This is a genomic window from Alcanivorax borkumensis SK2 (assembly GCF_000009365.1).
In the GTDB taxonomy this organism is placed as follows: domain Bacteria; phylum Pseudomonadota; class Gammaproteobacteria; order Pseudomonadales; family Alcanivoracaceae; genus Alcanivorax; species Alcanivorax borkumensis.
Map to the genome: position 1 here is coordinate 2,026,126 of NC_008260.1, position 20,560 is coordinate 2,046,685.

At 51.0% G+C, this 20,560-nt stretch carries 15 protein-coding genes, 1 tRNA gene and 3 pseudogenes; 4 read left to right on the forward strand and 15 right to left on the reverse strand.

Features of this window, described 5'->3' with window-relative positions; genetic code table 11:
• Positions 1-30: 30 nt before the first annotated feature.
• Positions 31-498 (reverse strand): YbjN domain-containing protein, encoded by a 468-nt coding sequence (locus ABO_RS09175; RefSeq protein WP_035461020.1) that lies wholly within the window; start codon positions 496-498, stop codon positions 31-33.
• Positions 499-1,181: 683 nt separating this feature from the next.
• Here ABO_RS09175 and ABO_RS09180 point away from each other — a divergent pair.
• Together ABO_RS09180 and ABO_RS09185 are read left to right on the forward strand one after the other, a co-directional pair.
• Entirely contained in the window at positions 1,182-1,742 is a 561-nt protein-coding gene (locus ABO_RS09180; protein ID WP_011589061.1) for a PadR family transcriptional regulator, read from the forward strand.
• Entirely contained in the window at positions 1,742-1,930 is a 189-nt protein-coding gene (locus tag ABO_RS09185; protein WP_035461018.1) for a hypothetical protein, read from the forward strand. The genes ABO_RS09180 and ABO_RS09185 overlap by 1 nt, the downstream gene beginning before the upstream one ends.
• A 171-nt stretch (positions 1,931-2,101) precedes the next feature.
• On the opposite strand, the gene ABO_RS14240 is transcribed toward ABO_RS09185, so the two are convergent.
• The 7 genes and pseudogenes from ABO_RS14240 to ABO_RS14560 all read right to left on the reverse strand — a co-directional run.
• Positions 2,102-2,326: a hypothetical protein gene (locus tag ABO_RS14240; protein WP_035461017.1), complete on the reverse strand. Its 225-nt coding sequence runs from the start codon at positions 2,324-2,326 to the stop codon at positions 2,102-2,104.
• 706 nt (positions 2,327-3,032) lie between these two features.
• Positions 3,033-3,794, reverse strand: coding sequence for a 4'-phosphopantetheinyl transferase family protein (locus ABO_RS14390; RefSeq protein ID WP_011589063.1), 762 nt, complete (start codon positions 3,792-3,794; stop codon positions 3,033-3,035).
• On the reverse strand, positions 3,791-5,092 hold the full coding sequence (locus tag ABO_RS09200) for a glycosyltransferase (RefSeq protein WP_011589064.1): 1,302 nt from the start codon (positions 5,090-5,092) through the stop codon (positions 3,791-3,793). Before ABO_RS09200 ends, ABO_RS14390 begins: the two co-directional genes overlap by 4 nt.
• Before the next feature lie 122 nt (positions 5,093-5,214).
• Positions 5,215-9,300, reverse strand: coding sequence for a non-ribosomal peptide synthetase (locus tag ABO_RS09205; RefSeq protein WP_011589065.1), 4,086 nt, complete (start codon positions 9,298-9,300; stop codon positions 5,215-5,217).
• 258 nt (positions 9,301-9,558) lie between these two features.
• A pseudogene (locus ABO_RS14555) lies at positions 9,559-10,234 on the reverse strand (DDE-type integrase/transposase/recombinase); the annotation flags it as partial.
• Between the two features lie 37 nt (positions 10,235-10,271).
• A pseudogene (locus ABO_RS14250) lies at positions 10,272-11,465 on the reverse strand (IS3 family transposase).
• 79 nt (positions 11,466-11,544) lie between these two features.
• Positions 11,545-11,844 (reverse strand): annotated as a pseudogene (locus ABO_RS14560) (transposase); the annotation flags it as partial.
• A 429-nt stretch (positions 11,845-12,273) separates the two neighbouring features.
• Here ABO_RS14560 and ABO_RS09225 point away from each other — a divergent pair.
• Positions 12,274-13,308, forward strand: coding sequence for a DUF2804 domain-containing protein (locus ABO_RS09225; protein ID WP_011589070.1), 1,035 nt, complete (start codon positions 12,274-12,276; stop codon positions 13,306-13,308).
• Positions 13,302-13,838, forward strand: coding sequence for a DUF4282 domain-containing protein (locus ABO_RS09230; RefSeq protein WP_011589071.1), 537 nt, complete (start codon positions 13,302-13,304; stop codon positions 13,836-13,838). The genes ABO_RS09225 and ABO_RS09230 overlap by 7 nt, the downstream gene beginning before the upstream one ends.
• A gap of 84 nt (positions 13,839-13,922) precedes the next feature.
• Here ABO_RS09230 and ABO_RS09235 read toward each other — a convergent pair whose 3' ends face one another.
• The 7 genes from ABO_RS09235 to ABO_RS09265 all read right to left on the reverse strand — a co-directional run bounded on the left by ABO_RS09235 (position 13,923) and on the right by ABO_RS09265 (position 20,546).
• Positions 13,923-16,079, reverse strand: coding sequence for an acetyl-CoA hydrolase/transferase C-terminal domain-containing protein (locus ABO_RS09235; protein WP_011589072.1), 2,157 nt, complete (start codon positions 16,077-16,079; stop codon positions 13,923-13,925).
• Positions 16,080-16,120: 41 nt separating this feature from the next.
• Positions 16,121-16,450, reverse strand: coding sequence for a DMT family transporter (locus ABO_RS09240; protein ID WP_035461014.1), 330 nt, complete (start codon positions 16,448-16,450; stop codon positions 16,121-16,123).
• Positions 16,451-16,494: 44 nt separating this feature from the next.
• Complete coding sequence (locus tag ABO_RS09245) at positions 16,495-17,526, reverse strand: CobW family GTP-binding protein (RefSeq protein WP_011589074.1); 1,032 nt, start codon at positions 17,524-17,526, stop codon at positions 16,495-16,497.
• A gap of 5 nt (positions 17,527-17,531) precedes the next feature.
• Positions 17,532-18,566, reverse strand: a complete 1,035-nt coding sequence (gene pyrC, locus ABO_RS09250; RefSeq protein ID WP_011589075.1) for a dihydroorotase — start codon at positions 18,564-18,566, stop codon at positions 17,532-17,534.
• Positions 18,567-18,724: 158 nt separating this feature from the next.
• Positions 18,725-18,814 (reverse strand) — tRNA-Ser (locus ABO_RS09255).
• A 106-nt stretch (positions 18,815-18,920) separates the two neighbouring features.
• Positions 18,921-19,109: a carbon storage regulator CsrA gene (gene csrA, locus ABO_RS09260; RefSeq protein ID WP_011589077.1), complete on the reverse strand. Its 189-nt coding sequence runs from the start codon at positions 19,107-19,109 to the stop codon at positions 18,921-18,923.
• Between the two features lie 210 nt (positions 19,110-19,319).
• The gene (locus ABO_RS09265; RefSeq protein ID WP_011589078.1) at positions 19,320-20,546 is read right to left on the reverse strand and encodes an aspartate kinase; all 1,227 of its coding nucleotides are present in this window, start codon (positions 20,544-20,546) and stop codon (positions 19,320-19,322) included.
• Positions 20,547-20,560: the final 14 nt, after the last annotated feature.

Consider the following 20,560-nt stretch of genomic DNA (forward strand, 5'->3'; position numbering starts at 1 on the left):
ATGCGCAAACGCCGGGACCCGGCGGCAATGTTAATGCAGCGCGCCACTGGCGCCGGATTCAAAGTCATCCGGCCACAGCAACCAATCAGATTCCTGGCTTTCATCAAGCAGTTGCAACGTAGCATCCACCGTCGCTTGGACAAAATAAATAAACTGCTCAAAGGTCACCCCTTTGCGGCCCAACAACAAATCGCAGACCACAAGGCGTGGCAGGGAATCATCATTCACATCCAAAAACACCTTCACCGAGGGGTAAGCCATGTTCAGCCGGCCCAGCTCCGCCTGCACCGCAAATAAAGCCGCAGGGCGCACTTCCAATTCACTGGTCAACAGAATCCCGTCTTCTTCTACGAACAGGCGCGCGTCCACCACCCCTTCCCGTTCCTGTAGTTCGGACAAGTGCAGGGCATGACAGTGCTCACAGATATAGTGCTGAATATTGGCCTGCTGCAACCAGCGTTTAACTTGGTCAGCATCCGCGTTCACGACGCCTAACATGACATTCTCCTCAGGCTTACTGATTTGCAAGCCTCTTGACGGTCGCGAATCATCTGCCATTCGCCAAGAAAAATAAACAGCCATCGAAACACCACTTCAAGTCATTCACCCCTGCACTTTAGCGGATATGACGACTGTCCTTGGCTCATTGACTGAAAAAAACAACGCCACCGTTAGCCTTATACTCCAGTGACAACCTGCACCAGCGACCAAAGCCGTTATTCAGCGAGTATGTAAAGGCCGCAAACGCCCGAGGAGTCCAAGCAGATTGAGGTCCTCATAATTTCTACGGATAAAAACCTAATAAAGCCTCGATTAAAATAACCTAAAAAGATGGCACCCTTCGACAATATTACCAGTAAAACATCTTACCTAGTATCGACCGTAACGCCCCGAGATAGATCTAACGCAACATTAGGCTGCTGACGAATATGCATCCGCCAAGCTCTCGCTTGCATAACGTTACATTAAGGCGGATATAGAAATACAACATCGTTTTCCTTTATCCGCCATACGACCTACAAGATGCATCTATTTTTATAACAAATACTTACATTTGCTGAAGCCTGTAGAGTAACCTCATCAAGTTTTTACAAAACTCCTTATTCAACAGATTGCGCAGCAACTACACAGCTCTCTACTATCAAACGGGTAAGACATCATAAAAAAACGAGGAGTGAGCCGTGTCTTTGCGCCATGCCATACTTGTCCTATTACAAGATCAGGAAGCCAGCGGTTATGACCTCGCTCGCGAATTTGCCAACAGTATCGGGCTAGTATGGAACGCCACCCACCAGCAGATCTATCTTGAGCTGGGTAAGCTCAACGATCAAAGCATGGTGAAATATCGCCATATTCCCCAAGATGGCAAACCAGACAAAAAACTATACCGGATCACGGATGAAGGGCGTGACGAGTTGACTCGTTGGCTTCGTAAACCCGCAGCTCCACCTCGAGTTCGTGACGCTTTTATGGTGAAGATTGCTGGCGGAAGCATGTCCGACAGCGCCACCATCATTCGAGAGCTAGACGACCAGACGGATCTACGGCGTGAGCGACTGAACACCTTTGAAGCCTTGGCCGCTAAACTGAATGACACCCATCAGGACCGTGACCTGTTCACTTACCTAACCCTGCGCCGTGGCATTCTGGACCAACAAACTTGGCTACGCTGGGCCGACGAAGTCCGTAGCGCCCTGGAAAAGCGCGAAGAGCAGGCTTCCTCCGTACCCACATCGGTGTAATGCCCCATAGTGCAACAGAGACGCTCGCCCGCCAACTGGGCTGGCTAGTACACGCTCCCGCTCTGTTGCGCTGCTCTCCATTTCTGGATGCCAGTATTCTACTGCAGCATGAATTGCAGGCGGACCCGGCATTACTACGCGCCGAGCGGCCGAACGATTACACGTTCACGCCGCGCCACGGCGTCTAGGATTACTCTTTGAGCATTGTAATCCGCCCCCCCTTTTTTAACCGCCCCCATGAGTAGAAGGTTAGCCCACCGGTAGTAGCTGGGTCGGGGGTACTCCGCCGATGACTGAATTCGGCCGTTCGTTATTGTATTGCCACAGCCACTGGGTCGCCGATATACGCGCTTATGATTTTAGGAGTAGCCTTTCACGTTGCGTAAATACATAAAGCACAGCCCGAATCTCCACTGTAGTGGTGAAGTGTTTTTGGCCACCGACTTTTGAGCATTGCTGTAGCTCTTTTCCGCCACATTCAGCGCTAGTTCATCGGCATGCTTGTGTGGTCTGAGACTGCTGTAGTAATCGAGCATATAGCCGGTCACAGATTGCTTCACTGCCGCAACATTGGGGGTAGCCAATCCCAGGCATCCATTCCGTTTTCTGTCTCCTGAAGAAGCGCTCTGTCGAGGCATTGTCCCAGCAATTACCTTGTCGACTGAGGCTCTGCGTCATCCGGTAACGTCAAAGCAACTGCCGGAACCCCAGGCTGGTGTACTAGCAACCTTAATCCGAGTGAAATAGAACGTCTTTGGGTGAACAGCCGCGAGATTCATACGCCAGCATCAACGCCTTTTCTACCATGTCGGTGTTCGGGAAGAACGACAAGACCCTGCCCACCGGTTTACGAGGGAACTGCTCGATGACGACCGCCAGATAAGCTCAGCGGGCTCCCGTCCAGATATAGATAATATCCCCTACCTAGGCCTTGTTGGGCGCTCTTACATCGAACTCACAGTCGAACAGATTGGAAATATCCACGTGCGACTGATCGGCCTTCTTGTAGACGTGACTCGACGGTTGAGTGTTGACCAGCCCAAGCTCCTTCATTCGCCTGCGCGCTCAGCCCACAGTTTACGCACCCAATATTCCATCGTGGACTTGCCGACCCCCATAGCATCGCAACCGCGTTCAAAGTGTAGCCCTGGTCGACCACAAGCTCCGCCGTCTCCAAACGAAACTCCGGGCTAAAAGTTCTTTTCTCCGTCATCATATCCACATGACTTTCTCTGTGAGAGATCATGCACTTAAAAACAGGTGGCCAAATTCGCTATGCCACTACAACCCTCAATGGCTAGGGAGCACCCAGCTAATGACGGTATTTATCTCCCTCCTCCAATATACGGTGACGGTATGGGCGTTTAAAAGCTGCGCGGACAAATTAGTTACTAGGCGAAGTTCTAGCTCACAACGCTCAGTATGAATTGACGATATTTTTACATCTAGGAAATCAAAATATCGCCCCACCGCTGGGTGCAGTGCTTTAAACAGGGCCTCCTTTGCTGAGAATACCACTGTAAAACCATATTCTATATTTACAAAGTTTCCGTGAATAAACTCTAAGTCCTCATGACTGAGAATACTTGGGCTCAAGAGGGCTCGATCGTCTGCTGAAATCACTTTTTCGACATCAATTCCAGGAGAAACAAGCGGTGCCTGAGCAGGACGAGGCATCATCATACAGAATGCACTGTCTCCATGATGACTGATTGAACCCAACACTGTCGGCGGCCACTGCGGCTCACGCCGCAAACCAATGCCAATAATCTCTGGCCTTAAATCTAATTGAATAAAAGCATTATGTGCTGCAATGCGTCCAGCAAGAAATTCGGCTTTGCGTGAGGCTGTCGCATTGCTTAGCGTGGCGGGAAGGGGAGTTTTGTAACGTGCAAAGAGGGCATCATGGTAATGCGCGGCGTCAAAGCGGCAGTGATAGCAGGTGCCGGTAAAACCGCTGAGTATAACGGTTTTACCAGCAGTAAAAAAATTCGATAGCCCCTGTGTTAATGGCTTAATCACGTCGCCGTAACTTGCGTGGATAGCGCTCAAGTATCAGCCGATAACGTGTTGGCATTGAGGTCGGAAGAATCGAGTAAGCCCCATTGTGTCAATAGATCTATCGCACATTGAACGCCATTTTCCTCGGCCACTTTTACTGCCATTTTAGCGGCGGCGTTTTGCATCTCAGGTACACAAGCCATGTTGATGGCGGCGACTAATTTCTCAGCGGTGAGGTCTTTGCGTTTAATCATTTTGGGCGCCACACCATTTTGCTCAAGTCGCCAAGCCCAGAACGGTTGATCACCAAAAAATGGAATAACCACCGAAGGAATGCCCGCGCGAATGGTTGCGGCCGTGGTACCCGCACCGCCATGATGAACCGCGACACAAACCTTGGGAAATAGCCAGTCATGCGGCGCAGCCTCAATAACTAAAATATTAGGATTATTATTGAACTTTGCTTTAAGCCCCCCCCATCCCGTCGCAATAATTGCTCTGCGTCCACTTTCTGCAACGGCTTCATAGATGAGGGCACTAAGATTATCGGTGTCGTCACTTAGCATACTGCCAAAGCCGATATATATTGGTTTGTCGCCAGTAGCGAGAAACTGCTCTAACTCCGCTGATGGCTGCCACTGTGATTCACCGTTTAAAAACCAATTTCCTGTCACTTGCACACCCGCGGGCCAGTGGCGTGATCGTGGAAGTAAGGCGGGACTGTAGCCGTAAAGAATCCTGCGGTCTTCTATCTTTTGTTGATAATACGGGCCATACCAAGGTAGTGCCGGCAGTTGAAGGGCTTTACGCACTGGACTGTAAGCTGCACTTAGCATACGCCATGTAATGACTCGCAAAAGGTGGTAAAGCCATTCGTTAACCCTGCCGTTACGTGGTTTGCTCGGTGGTGTCAGCATCATCGGCGGAATGTCAGGGCAAGGGGTTACTGGCTGCAAATGCGTTTCTACCGTCGGGATATTCAGTGCTTCGCCCAGAGAGTTCGCTAGCACCGCCATCATGCCATTGCCTAACAGTAAATCAGCATCTTTAGCGGCGGCCAACCCTTCTTCAGCCCAGTGTCGACCCATATCCTTAAGATGCTTGCGCGCGGTGTTCATTAAGGCCAAGGGATTCAGGCCGCGTTGAATAGCACGCGGATCTTTAGCCATAAGTTCAAAGAAATCTGCGGTCAAGGGCGCATATCTCAGGCCGTGATTTATAACCAAGTCCTTACAGGTTTTACCACTGGCGATACAGACCTTATGGCCCGCAGCCTGCAATCCTAAACCCAGAGCGATAAAGGGCCTAACGTCACCCTGAGTGCCGATACTAAAGATGGTAATATTCATTAACAGCCTAAATATGGTAGTGATGTTTAAGCATAATTACTGCTCTTTTACAGCGCTAATAAGTGCCTCGCACTTGACACCTTGTACTGAGGTTTCACGGTAGTTCATTTGTACGCCACATTTTATGGCATAAGTGAGTCAGCGATTAAGGGGCCGGTTTTCGTTAGCGCAGGTGCGTCGAACATATCTTGGTGATGGCAGTCCACGTGATGAATCGTGAGTTTGCCAACATACTCTTGCCAAATATCAGCGCTGTTGTGCAGTACATCGACCATGTCAGTTTCTACTGTTTCAGTTGCGGCAATAAACAGCATTGCAGCTTTGATTTTCCCTGGCGTGAACTGGCGGGAAATAACAAGATTATTTTCGATAATCAGCCTAACGCTCTCTATAATATTGCCATTACTTTGCTGCATTTCTTTCACAAAAGGGAGGTTGTGAATATCATATTCGCGGCACAACAAATCGCTTAAATTGGCCATACTTTCTTCGCCTTGAGGCAAAGAGTCCGAGGCCAAACCCATAAAAGTCAATGCACTTTGTACTAATTGTGCTTCGTCTGCTAACTGCGCTGGCTGCTGCACATAAGGGTAGGAATCCAACACTGCTAAATAACCTATTTCCTCGCCTTCAGCCTCTAGGAGTCGTGCGATTTCATGTGCCACTAATCCACCTAAGGACCAGCCCAATAGTTTATACGGCCCTGCTGGCTGCACGCGTCGCAGTTGTTCAATATATTCGCCAGCCATTTCTGTGATGCTTGTAGGTAAACCTAAACCTGCAGCCCCATGTTGTTGGGGTTCGGTGGCTAAACCTCGGGCTTGCACACCATAAAGCTGTTGTTCTTTATCGAGATAGCGGGTTAAACCGCTGTAGCTCCAACTTAAACCAATTACCGGATGGATACAAAACAGCGGGCTTGCGGTGCCAGAGGATTTAAGCGGTAACATCATGTCCAAGGGGTCAACAGATTGATGATGTTCTAATTGCGCAGCGAGTTCTGCGATTGTGCTGGCTTCAAAGATGGCGGCGAGAGGAATATCCTGAGTAAGCAACTCACGTAAACGCGATACCATTCTTGCAGCTGTTAGAGAGTCGCCGCCTAGGTCAAAAAAGCTATCGTGAATACCGATTCGTTCACGCCCAAAAATCTCACACCATAAAGCCGCGAGCTGTGTTTCTAGCGTTGTACGAGGTGCGACATAACCAAGAGAGGCTTGCCAGGTCGGCTCCGGCAGGGCGTTTCGATCTAACTTGCCATTAACGTTGGTGGGCAAGGTATCGACACACATAAACACCGATGGAATCATATAATCAGGTAAGCTTTGCGCTAAGCGCTTACGCAACACTGCAGTATCAACTATTGCGCTCTCTCCGGTGTCGAGCCTGCAGGGAACAAAGTGCGCGACTAACCTTTTCTCGCCGTCCGGATTTTCGCGAAGGGTGACAACGGCTTGTTTTACACCCTCGCAACGTTGGATATTTGATTCTACATCTTCAGCTTCTATACGAAAACCACGGATTTTAATTTGAAAATCATTACGGCCCAAATAATCTAATACACCGTCTGCGCGCCAACGAACTAAATCACCGGTTTTATATAAGCGACCAGCCCCAAAGGGGTTTTCGATAAAACGCTCTGCGGTAAGTTCAGGCCGATGTAAATAGCCTTTTGCTAAACCAACACCGCCAATATACAGTTCCCCAATCGCTCCTAAGGGCACTGGCTGCATCTCTTGATCTAACACATATACTGTCGTGTTTTGGATCGGACGACCAATCGGCGGCGCGTCTAAATCGTCGCCATCTAACTTCATGATGGTAGACCAAATCGTAGTTTCAGTTGGGCCATAGAGATTAATAATAGGATGGCCTAATTTGCGCATTTTATGGGCGAGTTGCGCAGGCAATGCTTCCCCCCCCACCAAGGGCCGTACATTGCTAATTTGATCGGCATAATCTGCCAATAATGCTTGCCAGTGGGAAGGTGTCGCCTGCATTAGGTTAATTTTTTCATCGGCAATAAGCGCTGCAAGCTTTTCGGGATCTTTTGCAATCTCGCGACTTGCGATCACCACCTCAGCACCACTGATCAATGGCAAATATAATTCAAGCGCGGCAATATCAAATGCGACGGTCGTTAAAGCTAATAATTTATCATTGGCATGAACTTGCAGTTCATCCTGCATAGCTAACAAAAAATTCAATAACGCCCGGTGGCTGATTTCAACCCCTTTAGGGCGCCCAGTTGATCCAGATGTATATATAACATAGGCACTGGTGTTGCCGTGAATAGGTGCAGGGTTAATACTTGTTTCAGCTAAGCCAGTATCGACAGTATCTAAATTAAGTACAGCGACATCGTCTTTAAATAATGCACGGCTAATAGACGACGCAGATAAGATCAGCGTAGGCTTACCCTCACCCAATACCAATGCCAAGCGCTCTGCAGGCGCCGTCGGATCTAACGGCAAATAGGCGGCACCAGTTCTCATTATGGCGAGAAGAGCGATTGGCATAGATTCATCGCGGGGAAGAGCAACTGCAACAATGTCGCCGCTGCCAATGCCACGCTGGATTAAGGCGTGGCTTAACCTAACGACTTCACTCTGTAGTTGCTGGTAAGTGAGTTTTTTGTCACCACTTGTAAGAGCTATCGAATCCGGCGTTTTTATCGCTTGGCTATCAAATAGCGCCAGCAAATTAGTGTCTGGTAATGGCTTCTCAGTTTTATTCCAGTCATCTAAGATGCATTTTCTTTCAAATTCAGACAACAGGCTTATGTTTCCGATTGGTGCGCTAGGATCGTTAACAACCGAACTAATTAGCCGCACAAAACGGTCTCTGTGAGTATCTAAATCATGTTGAGAATACAGGGCGGGGTTAGCATCCAAATCAATACGCAAGCCCGCATGAGCACCACGATCATAGATAAACACCGTTAAATCTTCGACGGTGCCGTTGGAAATATTATGGGCGAGGCACTGATGACCGCCAAATCGCAGGTCATAATCGAAGGGCTCTATATTCACGCCGACCCAAGAAATTTGCTGTCCTTGGCCTAGCAAGCCTAGCTCACGGCGCAAATCCTCATAGCGAAACATCTGATGTCGCAAAGCCTGCCTGACAGCTTTAGATACTTGCGCTGTTAAAGTGCTTAAATTGAGCTCAGCATTCATCGCCAAACGAATCGATACTGCATTGGCCATCATGCTCGGAATACTGCGCATATCACGATTGGGGCGAGCAGATACGGGCATACCAAATACCAAATCATCTGCGCCTGTCATCCGATATATATAGGCCGAAAACAAACCAATTAGTATCTGAGGCAAACTCGCCTTAGTGTCTTTTCCTAAATTACGCAGTGTATTGCTAGTGTCTATAGATAACTGAGCGGTGCTCCTGCGCATTCCCCCCGCGCGCACTGCATTGTGTCGGGTAAGCGACACCGGATCGGGTAATCCGCTAAGTTGATTTATCCAGTAATTACGATCACGCTCATACCGTGCAGACTCACGGTAGCGCTGCTCTTGCTCATGCTGAATGCGCAAAGGTAGAAATGGACTAGGACCAATGTCTCGATGCTCAAGTAAAGCATTATAAATCTCGGCGCATCGCCGTGAAATAATGCCGGCACTAAAACCATCAAGCACTAGGTGATGGCTACGTTGATACCAAAAATAACACTGCTCACTAATTTTAAAGAGTGCGCAAAACCACAGCGGGTCACAGGCATGATCAACAGGCCGATGGAGCTCATCCATCATCCATTTCTCTGCTTCAGACCTAGGATCAGTGGCCCCGCTCAAGTCTATCACCGGAAACTCGCTTTTATAGCGATCTAGAATAATTTGCTTAGGACCGTCTGCTGTGTCGTGAATCTCGACTCGAGTAGTCTCAGCCTCTTGGGTAATTTGCTTAAGCGCGGCAATGAAAATATCGACTTTAATTTCACCAAGAATTTCACAATATTCCGCTATATTATATACCGCATCTTTAGGCCCAATTTGCTCACCAAACCATAAACCACGCTGTGCGCTGGCCAAAGGGAGGGATTTGATTTCCGGCGAGATAGATCCACCAAGGTTTGTGCAATCCTGTTGCTCATTGAACTTGTCTTCAGGCTGGGTGCCCCGTAATGAACCATTTGATGAATTAACAAGCGCTACCGTTGAGCTTGATTGAGCGGCTATACGTTTTTTCATTGACGTTGGTCTCGATAGCTGAGTATTTTCAATCGCAGATTCAAATCAGAAGCACACCACCCTTTAAGTGGCAATGACCTTGATATGCTCTCTCATTAAATCCGGTGGGGTTTTATAATTCAATATAATTCTGAATCTTCGATTAAATCTTCTGCGTTCTTTAGCCGCTTTTTTTTTATTTTTTAACGTCCGTACTTTTTGGCCAGAACCGCCTCTTTAATTCGTTCGAATTTCATTCAAATGTAATAACCTCCCATTTTAACTGGAGCTAAAAGTAGAGGTATGGGCCAAGGACCATATTTTCCATTCATGGTTGTAAAGCCATCGCCACTGAGTTGCACAATCCTGAACATCAATAATTGAGTGGAAACTGTAGCGGCTTACCTGGCTGAATAAATGACAGTGTGATGCCATTCTTATCAGTCTAGGCTGCGAGTACACCACGGAGATATTCCCACCCATTGTCGCCACGCAATCGCTTGAGCTTACCTCGGCATTCAATCAGCCGATCCCGTGTTCTGATAACCCCCTCAGCGGACAAGGAGAAATCCACCTCTATACTCTGGCCTTATCGATTACATTCATCGGTCACGTTGAGAAACCGGTAACTGCGGCCATAGCCCAACTGGTCATGCATGAAGTTCGCCGACCGATGCTCAGCCGGTACCGACAGTTCCTCAAGTTTCTCACGCTTGAGCCGCTTCTTAGGCTTGATTCGAAGGTTAAGCTCCAGCTCTCGGCAAATGCGGTACACCCGCTTGTGATTCCATGGAAAACCCTTCACGTTGCGCAAGTACAAGAAACATAGACCGAAGTTCCTGTTGCGCTGGTTGCGAGTTAACCGCAGCAGCCAATCGGCGATGGCGGCATTTTCGTCGCTGAATCTGGCCTGATAACGGTAACTGCGTTCACTCATACTATAGGCCTCGCAGGCCACTGATCTTCCCCCGACAAAATAGACACGCTTCATTTCACGCTGCCATTCTCTCGTATTCTGCCGGGGCCACGTAGCCAATGCCAGAGTGTAACCTTTTCTGGTTATAAAACTGGTTGATGTAGCCACTCAGAACCGCTCGCAACTCTTGCTCATCCTTAAACGATACGCCATGGATCACTTCAGCTTTCATACTATGCAAGAACGATTCCATATGCGCATTGTCCGTGCAGTGTTTAGGCCGATTCATACTGGGTCTGATGCCGTGCCTGCCTAGCTCGTTCTGGATCAAGTACGCGCCATACTCCACTCCACGATCCGTATGGAATATTAGACCGGAACACGGCATTCGCACCCGTAAAGCATGGCGCAAGGCCCTCAGAGTCAGATTAGCTGTCTTCCTGTCCCCCAGCGACCAGCCAATCACCTTCCTCGAATAGACATCCAACACGACCGCCAGGTACTGCCATTGCCGGTTAACCTTGATATAAGTGAGATCCGCTACCCACTGCTGATTTACCCCGGTTGGAGCGGGCCTATTCAGGCGCAGGTTCTTGTGGCGTTGATAGAATCGCTCCACCCCCGGCACCCTGCGGTACAGCTTTGCCACACGCCCCACCAGCGAAGCCTCCCTCATCAGCCTCTCAACACGCTTACGGGCCAATCCGGACGCCTTCGTGACGCAAGGCCTGATGCACTCTCGGGCTGCCATAGACGCCCCGGCAATCCCCATGGATCCGGCGCACTTTCTTCAGCAAGCATCTATCTTCTCGGGCTCGTGGCGGCTCCTTGCGTTTGCACCACGCATAGTAGCCACTCCTCGACACACCCAACCAATTGCACAGGTACCTGACGCCTAGTCTTCGTCCGTGTTCCTGGATGAATCCAAATCGCTCTGATGTCGATCCGACAGATACCGTTGCCACTTTTTTAGAAGGTCATTTTCCTTCTGCAAGCGGGTGTTTTCCCGTTTGAGCTTATCGAGCTCTTTCAACTCCTCGCCGGAGGGAGCTTTCTTTTCTTTCATCACACCAACACGCTTTCGGCCATCTGGCTTGATCTTTCCTTCACGGTATTCCTTGCGCCACCTCGAAAGCATCATCGGGTGGATATCCAACCCAGCTGCCACTTGCTGAACCTGAATGCCTTCCTGACAGCTAAGCTCAACGGCCTTTACTTTAAAGTCTGTCGAATACCGCCAAGTCTTTCTCGGATTGTTGTATCGGGGCATATGCCACCTCCTCTGATTAAGAGAAGGTGTCCACTAAAGCGGGGGAACTACACACCCGCATACTGACGCCCTGTTAACCAACCGCTGCTTTAGAAAGCTCGCGCCTTTGGCAGGGCTTATCACTTTTTTCGACGGCTTCCTTACGTAGCTCAGACTTGAGGCGCTCCTCAGCGTACATCTTTTTCAGCCGCCGATTCTCTATCTTCAAGCTCCTTCAGGCTAGCCATTATTGAGGCATCCGTGCCACCGTATTTGCTGCGCTACTTGTAAATTTAGCACTGCTCAGCTATTCCCGGCACAGCTCAGGTACCGGAACACCGCCTTCGGTTTGCTTGAGAATAGCCATGACTTGGTTGTCAGTAAATTTTAATCGTTTAATGCAAAACCTTCTGCGCATAGAGCACGAGAATACTCTAATTTTGGCTCCTGCTAATTCCTGGGGGATTATGCCGATATCAATCAGAGATTGCCCGCGCTCAGCGAGTAAAACAAGGCGGGGAAGAAAACGGCCAGCCCCTGCTAACACGCGGCAGCCTCTTCTATCACTGCGACACTCCCAGCGAAGGGGAAATGCTGGCCGCTGGCCACGAGCACGGATGGTGGCGAACCATACATGAGTTGGATGAGGGTACTAGGTCCATCATTGATCGTCCGTTCTGGACGCCCCCGTTTATGTCGGACAAAGAGCCCACTTTCGTTGATCCCCCTTCATTGATTGACTATGTTGGATCAAACTCTCGCCCCTCATGGTCACAAACCCTCTCCATGACCAACCGGGCTTCATTATACCTGTCAGCTGGCCGACCCTATGAAATCACAACAACCGCCGGCCTTAGTTAATGATCAAGGCCAGGTCGCTTTCGGCGTATTCCCGCACACTGTTGCTACCATCAACGGTCGTGAAGCGGATTATCGCACCCCCATGGGCAAGCCGGCGTCGTCTTTTACTCGGCATTTTCATTACAAGCAGTTCCAGTACTTCGGCATTATCAGCGATGAACTTCTAGCCGGTTGCGCATTTGCCCACACGGCCTACTTGGGCATGGCTTTTTTCTATCTTTTTGAGCCGCAAACCGGCGTTCTCCACCAGTATACTTGGCGCTCACCATTAGGCAAAGGGTTGCACATGTCGCCTTCTCCACGACAAGGAGAAAGCGTATTTCAGCAAAAGAATGTGGTTATCCGCCTCGGTTACCAGCAGGATAGTGTAGGTGCTCTCAGCAAAAGTCTATCAGTGAAGTTAGACGACCTAACCCTCCATGCCCAGATGGACGAAGGCACAGATTTTCAACCCATGTCTTTGTGCACCCGCACCGGTATTAATGGTTGGGTGTATGCCAATAAAGTGGCAGGCAAAGCCGTCACCGGATCACTGCAGCGCCAAGGCAAGCATACTGACCTGACTGCCTTAGATGCCAGCGGGCACCATGATTTTTCCGCCGGCTATATGCGCCGTGAAACCTTTTGGAATTGGGCCTGCCTGTCCACCCGGGTGGGCGACACTCGCGTCGGACTGAACCTATCCTGCGGTGTCAATGAGACAACCTTTTCCGAAAACTGCTTGTGGATTGATAATGTCATGGTCCCTACCGGCGGGGTGCTATTTGATTACAATCGTGATGATCTGATGCAACCTTGGGATATCCATAGCCTCTGCGGGCGTGTAAACCTGCAGTTCACTCCCAACGGGAACCACAAAGAGCGCCTTAATTTGGGCCTCTTTGCCAGCAACTTTAATCAGCTGTTTGGCCACTTCGATGGCGAACTTCGCCTGGATGACGGGCGCCGACTTTGCATCAAACGCCACTACGGTTTTGTCGAGGAGCAATACGCAAAATGGTAGATCAAAAACGCGACACCGATGAAAGTACCGACCAACAAACTTCCACACCGGCAACCTTCAATGAAAAAATCCGCCGGGGTTACTTCTGGATGGTGCAATACTGGCGCGAACTATTTAACTTCAAGTTCGATAAATACATGATCATTCAGGTCCTACCGGGTGTGTATGGTATCGCTCTGGCCGCCATTGCCTTGGTTCTGATTTATTTGTGTGTGGACGCGTTTATGACGTCCACTTGGCGCGGCCTTTTTTACTTTTTCATTGGCGCGCCACTCACTTTCCTAGTAACCGCATCAGTATTACGCGCCCTGCTGGAATTTTACATGGTGATGTTCAAGATTGCTGCTCACGTGGATGAACTGGTGGGGTTACGCGACACGGTTGATCGCTTGTCCGGCATTAGCGACAGCGTCGACGAAATGGTTTCGGTGACCCGTCGCATTCCTTTCTGGCGCACCCTTTCCAGTAGCGACCGTCCCCGCCCGGGCCGAAAAATCAACCCGGAAAACAAAAAGAACGATAACAAGTAACGCCTTCGCCAACAGGGGTTAAGGCAGCGCTCTCTGCCGCCCCTGCCTAGACACCCAACAGACTAGTGGAAAGCTTGTATAAACCTAGTTTTCCTGTGTGGCCTCCAGCGCAGTCAGCAACAAGCGCTGGAAAATATGTTCTCGAACCCCTTCCGGCTTGTTAAGTTCCATACGTTTCAATTGCGCAGCAAACTCGGACGGGCTGCCATCGTGGAATAACGCCCTGCGTCCCAATTTCAGGTACTCCTTGTGACTCACTTTTTCTTTCAACCAAGTTAACGCTGTCAACAAGCGTTGCTCGACCTCAGTGAAGTCCGTACCCAGCGGAAACAATGGAAAGCTATCCTTACCGCACCGTTCTGCTATTTCGTGCAGGTGTTCGGGATTATTACGACGATGCACTTCAGGTATTTGGTAATCCTCACGCAATTTACCTGCTGCCTGAGCTTGCTCCATCAGCTCTATCTGAAAACGGCTATCGGCCACGTTTAGCATGGCCATCACCACTTCCTCATCGGTCTTACCACGAAGGTCGGCAACCCCATATTCTGTGATCACTATATCGCGCAAGTGTCGAGGAATGGTGTTATGGCCATAACTGAACACTATATTGCTCATGACCTCGCCAGCGCGTTCTCGCCAGGCTCGTACCATTAAAATAGAACGGGCACCTTCCAGCTCATGGGCCTGGCTGACAAAGTTATACTGCCCGCCTACCCCGCTAAGTACCCTGCCGTTTTCAATTTGATCCGAAGCCACCGCGCCAAGCAAGGTGACGGTGAAAGCGGTATTCACAAAACGGGCATCTTGACGCTGTAACCGTTTGAGGATTTCATCACCATACAAGTGATTGATGAAACTGATCCGGGTCATGTTAATTTGGGCGTGCTCTTGCTTACTCATCTCCAGCAGGCGCGCATAAAAATCACGGGGGCCCAGGAAAAAGCCACCATGCATGACTACCCCCCCAACCAAACGGTCACCGAACACCGCTTTCAGAGCCTCACGGGTGGTGCGATCATCCAGATCATTGGGTACCGTCACCCCATTGGGCAACTGTAATTCATCCCCGTGCTTATCAATTTCATTACGAAAAATGCCAAACCGCTTCAGCGTACGCAATTGCTCCTTATCCAGCCGCCGACTAATTGCTGACTGTTCTCGCAAAGCATCCAGCAGTGCCAGCCCCGGGGTGGTCGGGTTATGCATTTCCAACCGTTGCAATGGCGCCCAGTCATACACAGGGCGGCGAATGATGCCGTCATCAATCAGCGTCAACAGCCCATGGGTCATCATTTCGCTACAACCATAAACGCCCTCACGGAAAACACCGGTTCCCCCTTCTTGTTCAATCAGCGCCTCATGCTCCGGTGGCACTGCCCAGGCTTTTACTGCCTTCAAGTAACGGGGGTTATCCTGATCTCGCAAGCGCAAATGGTGCACCAGCGCATCACCCAATGCTCCAATACCGATTTGCAACGTACCGCCATCGCGCACCAAAGTGCTGGCGTGCAGCCCAACGAAATGGTCCTGAATATTCACCGGCATGTTCGGTGTACTGAACAAACGGGTATGTCCTTGCGGATCATCTACCAGTAGATCCATTTCGGGCAGCCACTCCTCCACCCGAGCATCGTTCTCCATAAACGGCAGATCCCGATGCACCTGGCCCACGGCCAAAATGGTTTCACCGGCTTCACGGCGCGCCTTTAACAGCGGCATAAGGTCGAGAGTGACTTCTGGATTGCAGGAAAAACTGTATTCATCGTTGCCGTCTACCTGGCGATGCGCCAACAACTGTGCCACCACATTCACGCCCCGAGCATTGAGGTCTCGCGCCACATGAGTGTAGTTACTGCTAATGTAATGTTGTTGCGCCACATCATTGCCCAGTATGCTGCCTGGCTGCACAAAAAACTCGAATACACGAATATTGGCAGGCAGGTTTCCACGTTTCTGCGCGGCCAAATAGGTTAACTCTTCGTAGTCAGCAAAAAGCCGATCGGCAAACGGATTCAGAAAACGCTTTTCCAAATCGCTGCCAGCACTGGGCTTGCTCAGAGATAAAGCCGTATAGATATCAAGGCTCAAGCGTGTGTCCGCCTCCACACGGGCGTAGAGCGCATTCACAAACCGGTTAGGCTTACCCAGCCCAAGCGGCATGGCTAGGCGAATTTCGCCACCAGTGGCCTCAATAACCCGATCCACCGCCAGCTCTACCTGATTAATTCGATCCGTCACAACATCTCCTTGTTTTTAATCGGCTTACTGACTCAACGTGCTCAATGGCTGGCCGTATTAGAGACCAGCGTGACCAACACCACGCCCGTAATAATACAACCCATACCCACCATGGCAGGCACGTCAGGGAGCTGCTTGAAAAACACCGCTCCCACCAACGCAATCAATACGATACCCACTCCTGCCCAAACCGCATAGGCGATACCCATAGGAATAGTGCGCAAGGCTAGGGACAGGGCATAAAAAGCAATGGTATAGCCCACTACGGTGGTCACCGAGGGCCACAACCGGGTAAAGCCCTGAGAGGCATTCAATGCCGACGTGGCCACGACTTCCGCCACAATGGCTAGGGACAAATAGAGGTAACCCATAAAACTCTGCCGCAATGAAAGGCGCTTTCGTTAGGGCTGGCGGTTCACGCCGAAGTCGTCAGCAACTGATCCAACAATGCCTGCCAGTGTGCCAGTTGTTCGCCCGCAAAGTCAGCCTGATTATGTCTCACAATCAGCACCAGTCGCGAGTCACCGTCTTGGTCAGGCCAATCATTCAATGGTGTCATCTCCGGAGCTTGCCCCGCCACCCACTGCACCAGCAAAGGGCCATCCAAGCCGCTTACCTGCAGCAACCCTTTCACCCGCACCAACGCTTCGCCGCATTGCTCTTGTAACTGCTGCAGAGCAGCTTGCCACAGCGCCCAACTCAATCCATAGGGCCAGCGCAAGGAAGCACTAAATAAGTTATGACGCCCCTGGCTCTGTACCGGGCGACTCACCAAACCGGATACCGCAGGCGTAGCAGGATCAACCACCAGCGAAAACAGACCCGTCACCCGGCAGCGTCGCTCAAAAACGTTATCCAGCAATTGCGAACCGGGATCATCGTTGTCCAATCGATATTGCCGTGCTGTCGCATTCAGCTCCCGCAACTGCGACTGCAACCCTTGTAGTGAAGCCTCATCGACCTGCTCTGCCTTGGAAAGCAACAACACATCTGCAGCGTGGATTTGCTCGAGCACTTCGGGGTGGCGGTCAAGCGCATCGGTACCGGCCAGGGTATCCACCACAGTCAGTACAGACTGACAAAAAAAGCGTTTTTTTAACCAGAGATCCTGCTCCAGTGGTGAAATCACACCAAAGGGGTCCGCCGCCCCCGTAGTTTCAATCACCACAGTTTCAAAAGCAGGAATGTCTCCGCTCTTGCGAGCCATCAACAGGTTGCGCAATGTGGTGGACAAGGAGCCCTGAATCACGCAGCACAAGCAGCCCCCAGCCAGTAGCGACACCGGCACATCTCGGCGACCGGTAAGGTACTGGTCGATGCCAATATCACCCAGTTCATTGATGATCAAGGCAACGTTCTTTCGTTCGCGTAACCAACGATTAAGCAGTGTGGTTTTACCGCTACCCAGAAAGCCAGTCAGCACTACAACCGGAATGCGTGGTTCCATGGCGATCAACCCAGCGACCAGGGCAGCTGCTCGCCGGCAAAGAAAGGCACCACCGGCTCACCTGCTGCATCGATTACTGTAGGCACAGCCCAAGGTTTACGCACCAAGGTTACGGTATCAGTGTGGCGAGGCAGGCGATAAAAATCCGCACCGAAGTGACTGGCAAACCCTTCCAGCTTGTCCAGCGCATTGTGTTGCTCTAGGAAGGTCGCATAGAGCGGCAATGCCGCACGAGCTGAATAACAACCGGCACAACCGCAGGCGGCTTCTTTCTTAGTGCGTGCATGGGGTGCAGAATCAGTGCCCAGGAAGAAACGGCTATTGCCTTCAATCACCGCTTTCTGAATAGCTTCTTGATGCTGGCGACGCTTGAGAATCGGCAGACAGTAATTGTGCGGGCGCACGCCTCCCACCAGTAAATCATTGCGGTTCATCAAAAGATGCTGAGGTGTGACCGTCGCCGCTGTAAGCGCATTCGCCTCGCGCACAAAGTTAACGCCTTCTGCCGTGGTCACATGCTCAAAAACAATGCGCAATGCTGGAAATTGGTCACGGATATCCGCTAGGTATCGGTCGATGAATACTCGCTCCCGATCAAAAATATCGACCTCCGCATCGGTGACCTCACCATGCACCAGCAGCGGCACATCGTGCTTCTCCATCGCTTCGTAGAGATGCGTAATTTTGCCCGGGTCGGTCACCCCGCTGTCGGAGTTGGTGGTGGCCCCCGCTGGATAGAGTTTGAGCGCATGGACAAAATCACTGTTCGCAGCGCGCTCTACTTCCTGCACCGGAGTGCTATCCGTGAGGTACAACACCATCAACGGCTCAAAGTTCACCCCAGCCGGCACCTGCGCCAGAATCCGCTCACGATACTCGGCGGCCTCGGCCACGGTATTTACCGGCGGTGTCAGATTAGGCATAACAATGGCCCGGCCAAATACATTTGCCGTGGCAGGCACTGTCTCCGCTAACAAATCGCCGTCGCGAAAGTGCAAGTGCCAATCGTCAGGGCGAGCAATAGTCAGGGAGTCGGTCATGGGATCACCTTTTACCATGGAAATGGGGACAGCGGTTCGGGAGCGTAGTGTAGCGCAAGTTCAGGGCTAGGCGGAGTTAGGAAAGCCAATGCTGCGCAGAAGCAGCGCCAGCGGAAACAATACAAAAAAAGCCCCGCATTGCGGGGCTTTTTTGAATATGGCGGAGAGGGCGGGATTCGAACCCGCGATACAGTTTCCCGTATGGCTCCTTAGCAGGGAGCTGGTTTCAGCCACTCACCCACCTCTCCGGAATGCGGTACTGCTTGTGGTCTGGTGGTGAACGCTCTTAATCGGCCCTGTCACCAAACTCGCCGCGCATGATAACGACTTTGCGAACAAAATACAGCTCAAAAATCAGGCAGACTCGCCATCTGATGATTTTTCGTGCTGAATTCGCTGATAAATTTCTTCACGGTGCACGGCAACTTCTTTTGGCGCATTCACACCAATACGAACTTGATTGCCTTTTACTCCCAGCACAGTAACAGTGACTTCGTCACCCACCATCAAGGTCTCACCAACTCGACGCGTAAGAATTAACATATGATCCCTCCTGGGGTCCTTTCATTTCCGTGAGCGCTTTCCGTACCTAAGGCTCGCGGGTTGCCGTCCTTGACGACTCCTTGGTGTAGAGACCTTTACCCACCCCTGGCACGGGGCCGATAGTATGCCTGAATCACATTCTCAAGTCTTGCCGTGAAAGGGGGCTAGACCGACCGGTCGTCGCCCCACACCTACCTGATGGTATGTCGCTCAGACGCCGGGCTGATCCAGCTCGAAGGCGGAGTGCAGGGCACGGACTGCCAGCTCCAGATACTTCTCGGCGATGACCACTGACACTTTGATCTCAGAGGTGGAAATCATTTCGATATTGACACCTTCGGTAGCGAGCGCTTGAAACATTTTGGACGCCACGCCAGCATGAGAACGCATGCCCACGCCCACCAAAGAGACTTTGGCAATCTTGTCATCGCCGATGATTTCCGGGTTACCCAGCTCTTCAGACGCATTACGCAGGGCTTCCTGAGCGCGGGCAAAATCGTTGCGATGCACAGTAAAAGTGAAATCGGCAGCACCGTCTTTACCTACGTTCTGTACGATCATGTCCACTTCAATGTTTTCTGCACTCACCGGGCCGAGGATTTTGTAGGCAATACCCGGGGTATCCGGGGCGCCACGCACGATAATCTTGGCTTCATCACGGGTAAAGGCAATTCCGGAGATTACCGGCTTTTCCATATCAACCTCGTCTTCGACGGTAATAAGTGTCCCAGGGCCATCCTGGAAACTGGACAAAACACGCAGCGGCACATTGTATTTGCCGGCGAATTCCACAGAACGGATCTGCAGAACCTTGGAACCCTGGCTAGCCATTTCCAACATTTCCTCGAAGGTAATGCTGTCTAGGCGGCGGGCGTTATCCACTACTCGTGGGTCGGTGGTGTACACACCATCCACATCGGTGTAAATCTGGCACTCATCCGCCTTCAGCGCAGCAGCCAACGCTACCGCGGTGGTATCGGAGCCACCACGGCCCAGCGTAGTAATGTTGCCGTCATTATCAACACCTTGGAAACCCGCCACCACTACCACACTGCCACCATCCAGATCGGCGCGAACCTTCTTGTCGTCGATCTCTTCGATGCGGGCCTTGGAGTAGGTATTGTCGGTGCGCAGAGGAATCTGGCTGCCGGTGTAGGAGCGGGCATTGAGGCCTTGCTTCTGCAGCGCCATGGATAACAGGGCGATAGTGACCTGTTCGCCGGTAGAGACCAGCACGTCCATTTCCCGTGGAGAGGGTTTGTCGGTAACGCCGTTGGCCAGCTCGATGAGCCGGTTGGTTTCCCCGCTCATTGCGGAGACCACGACGACCACTTGGTCACCCCGTTTGTGAAAGCCCGCTACCTTCTCGGCAACGGCCTGGATACGTTCGACTGTACCTACCGAGGTACCGCCGTATTTCTGCACGATAAGAGCCATAAAGTCGCTTTTTC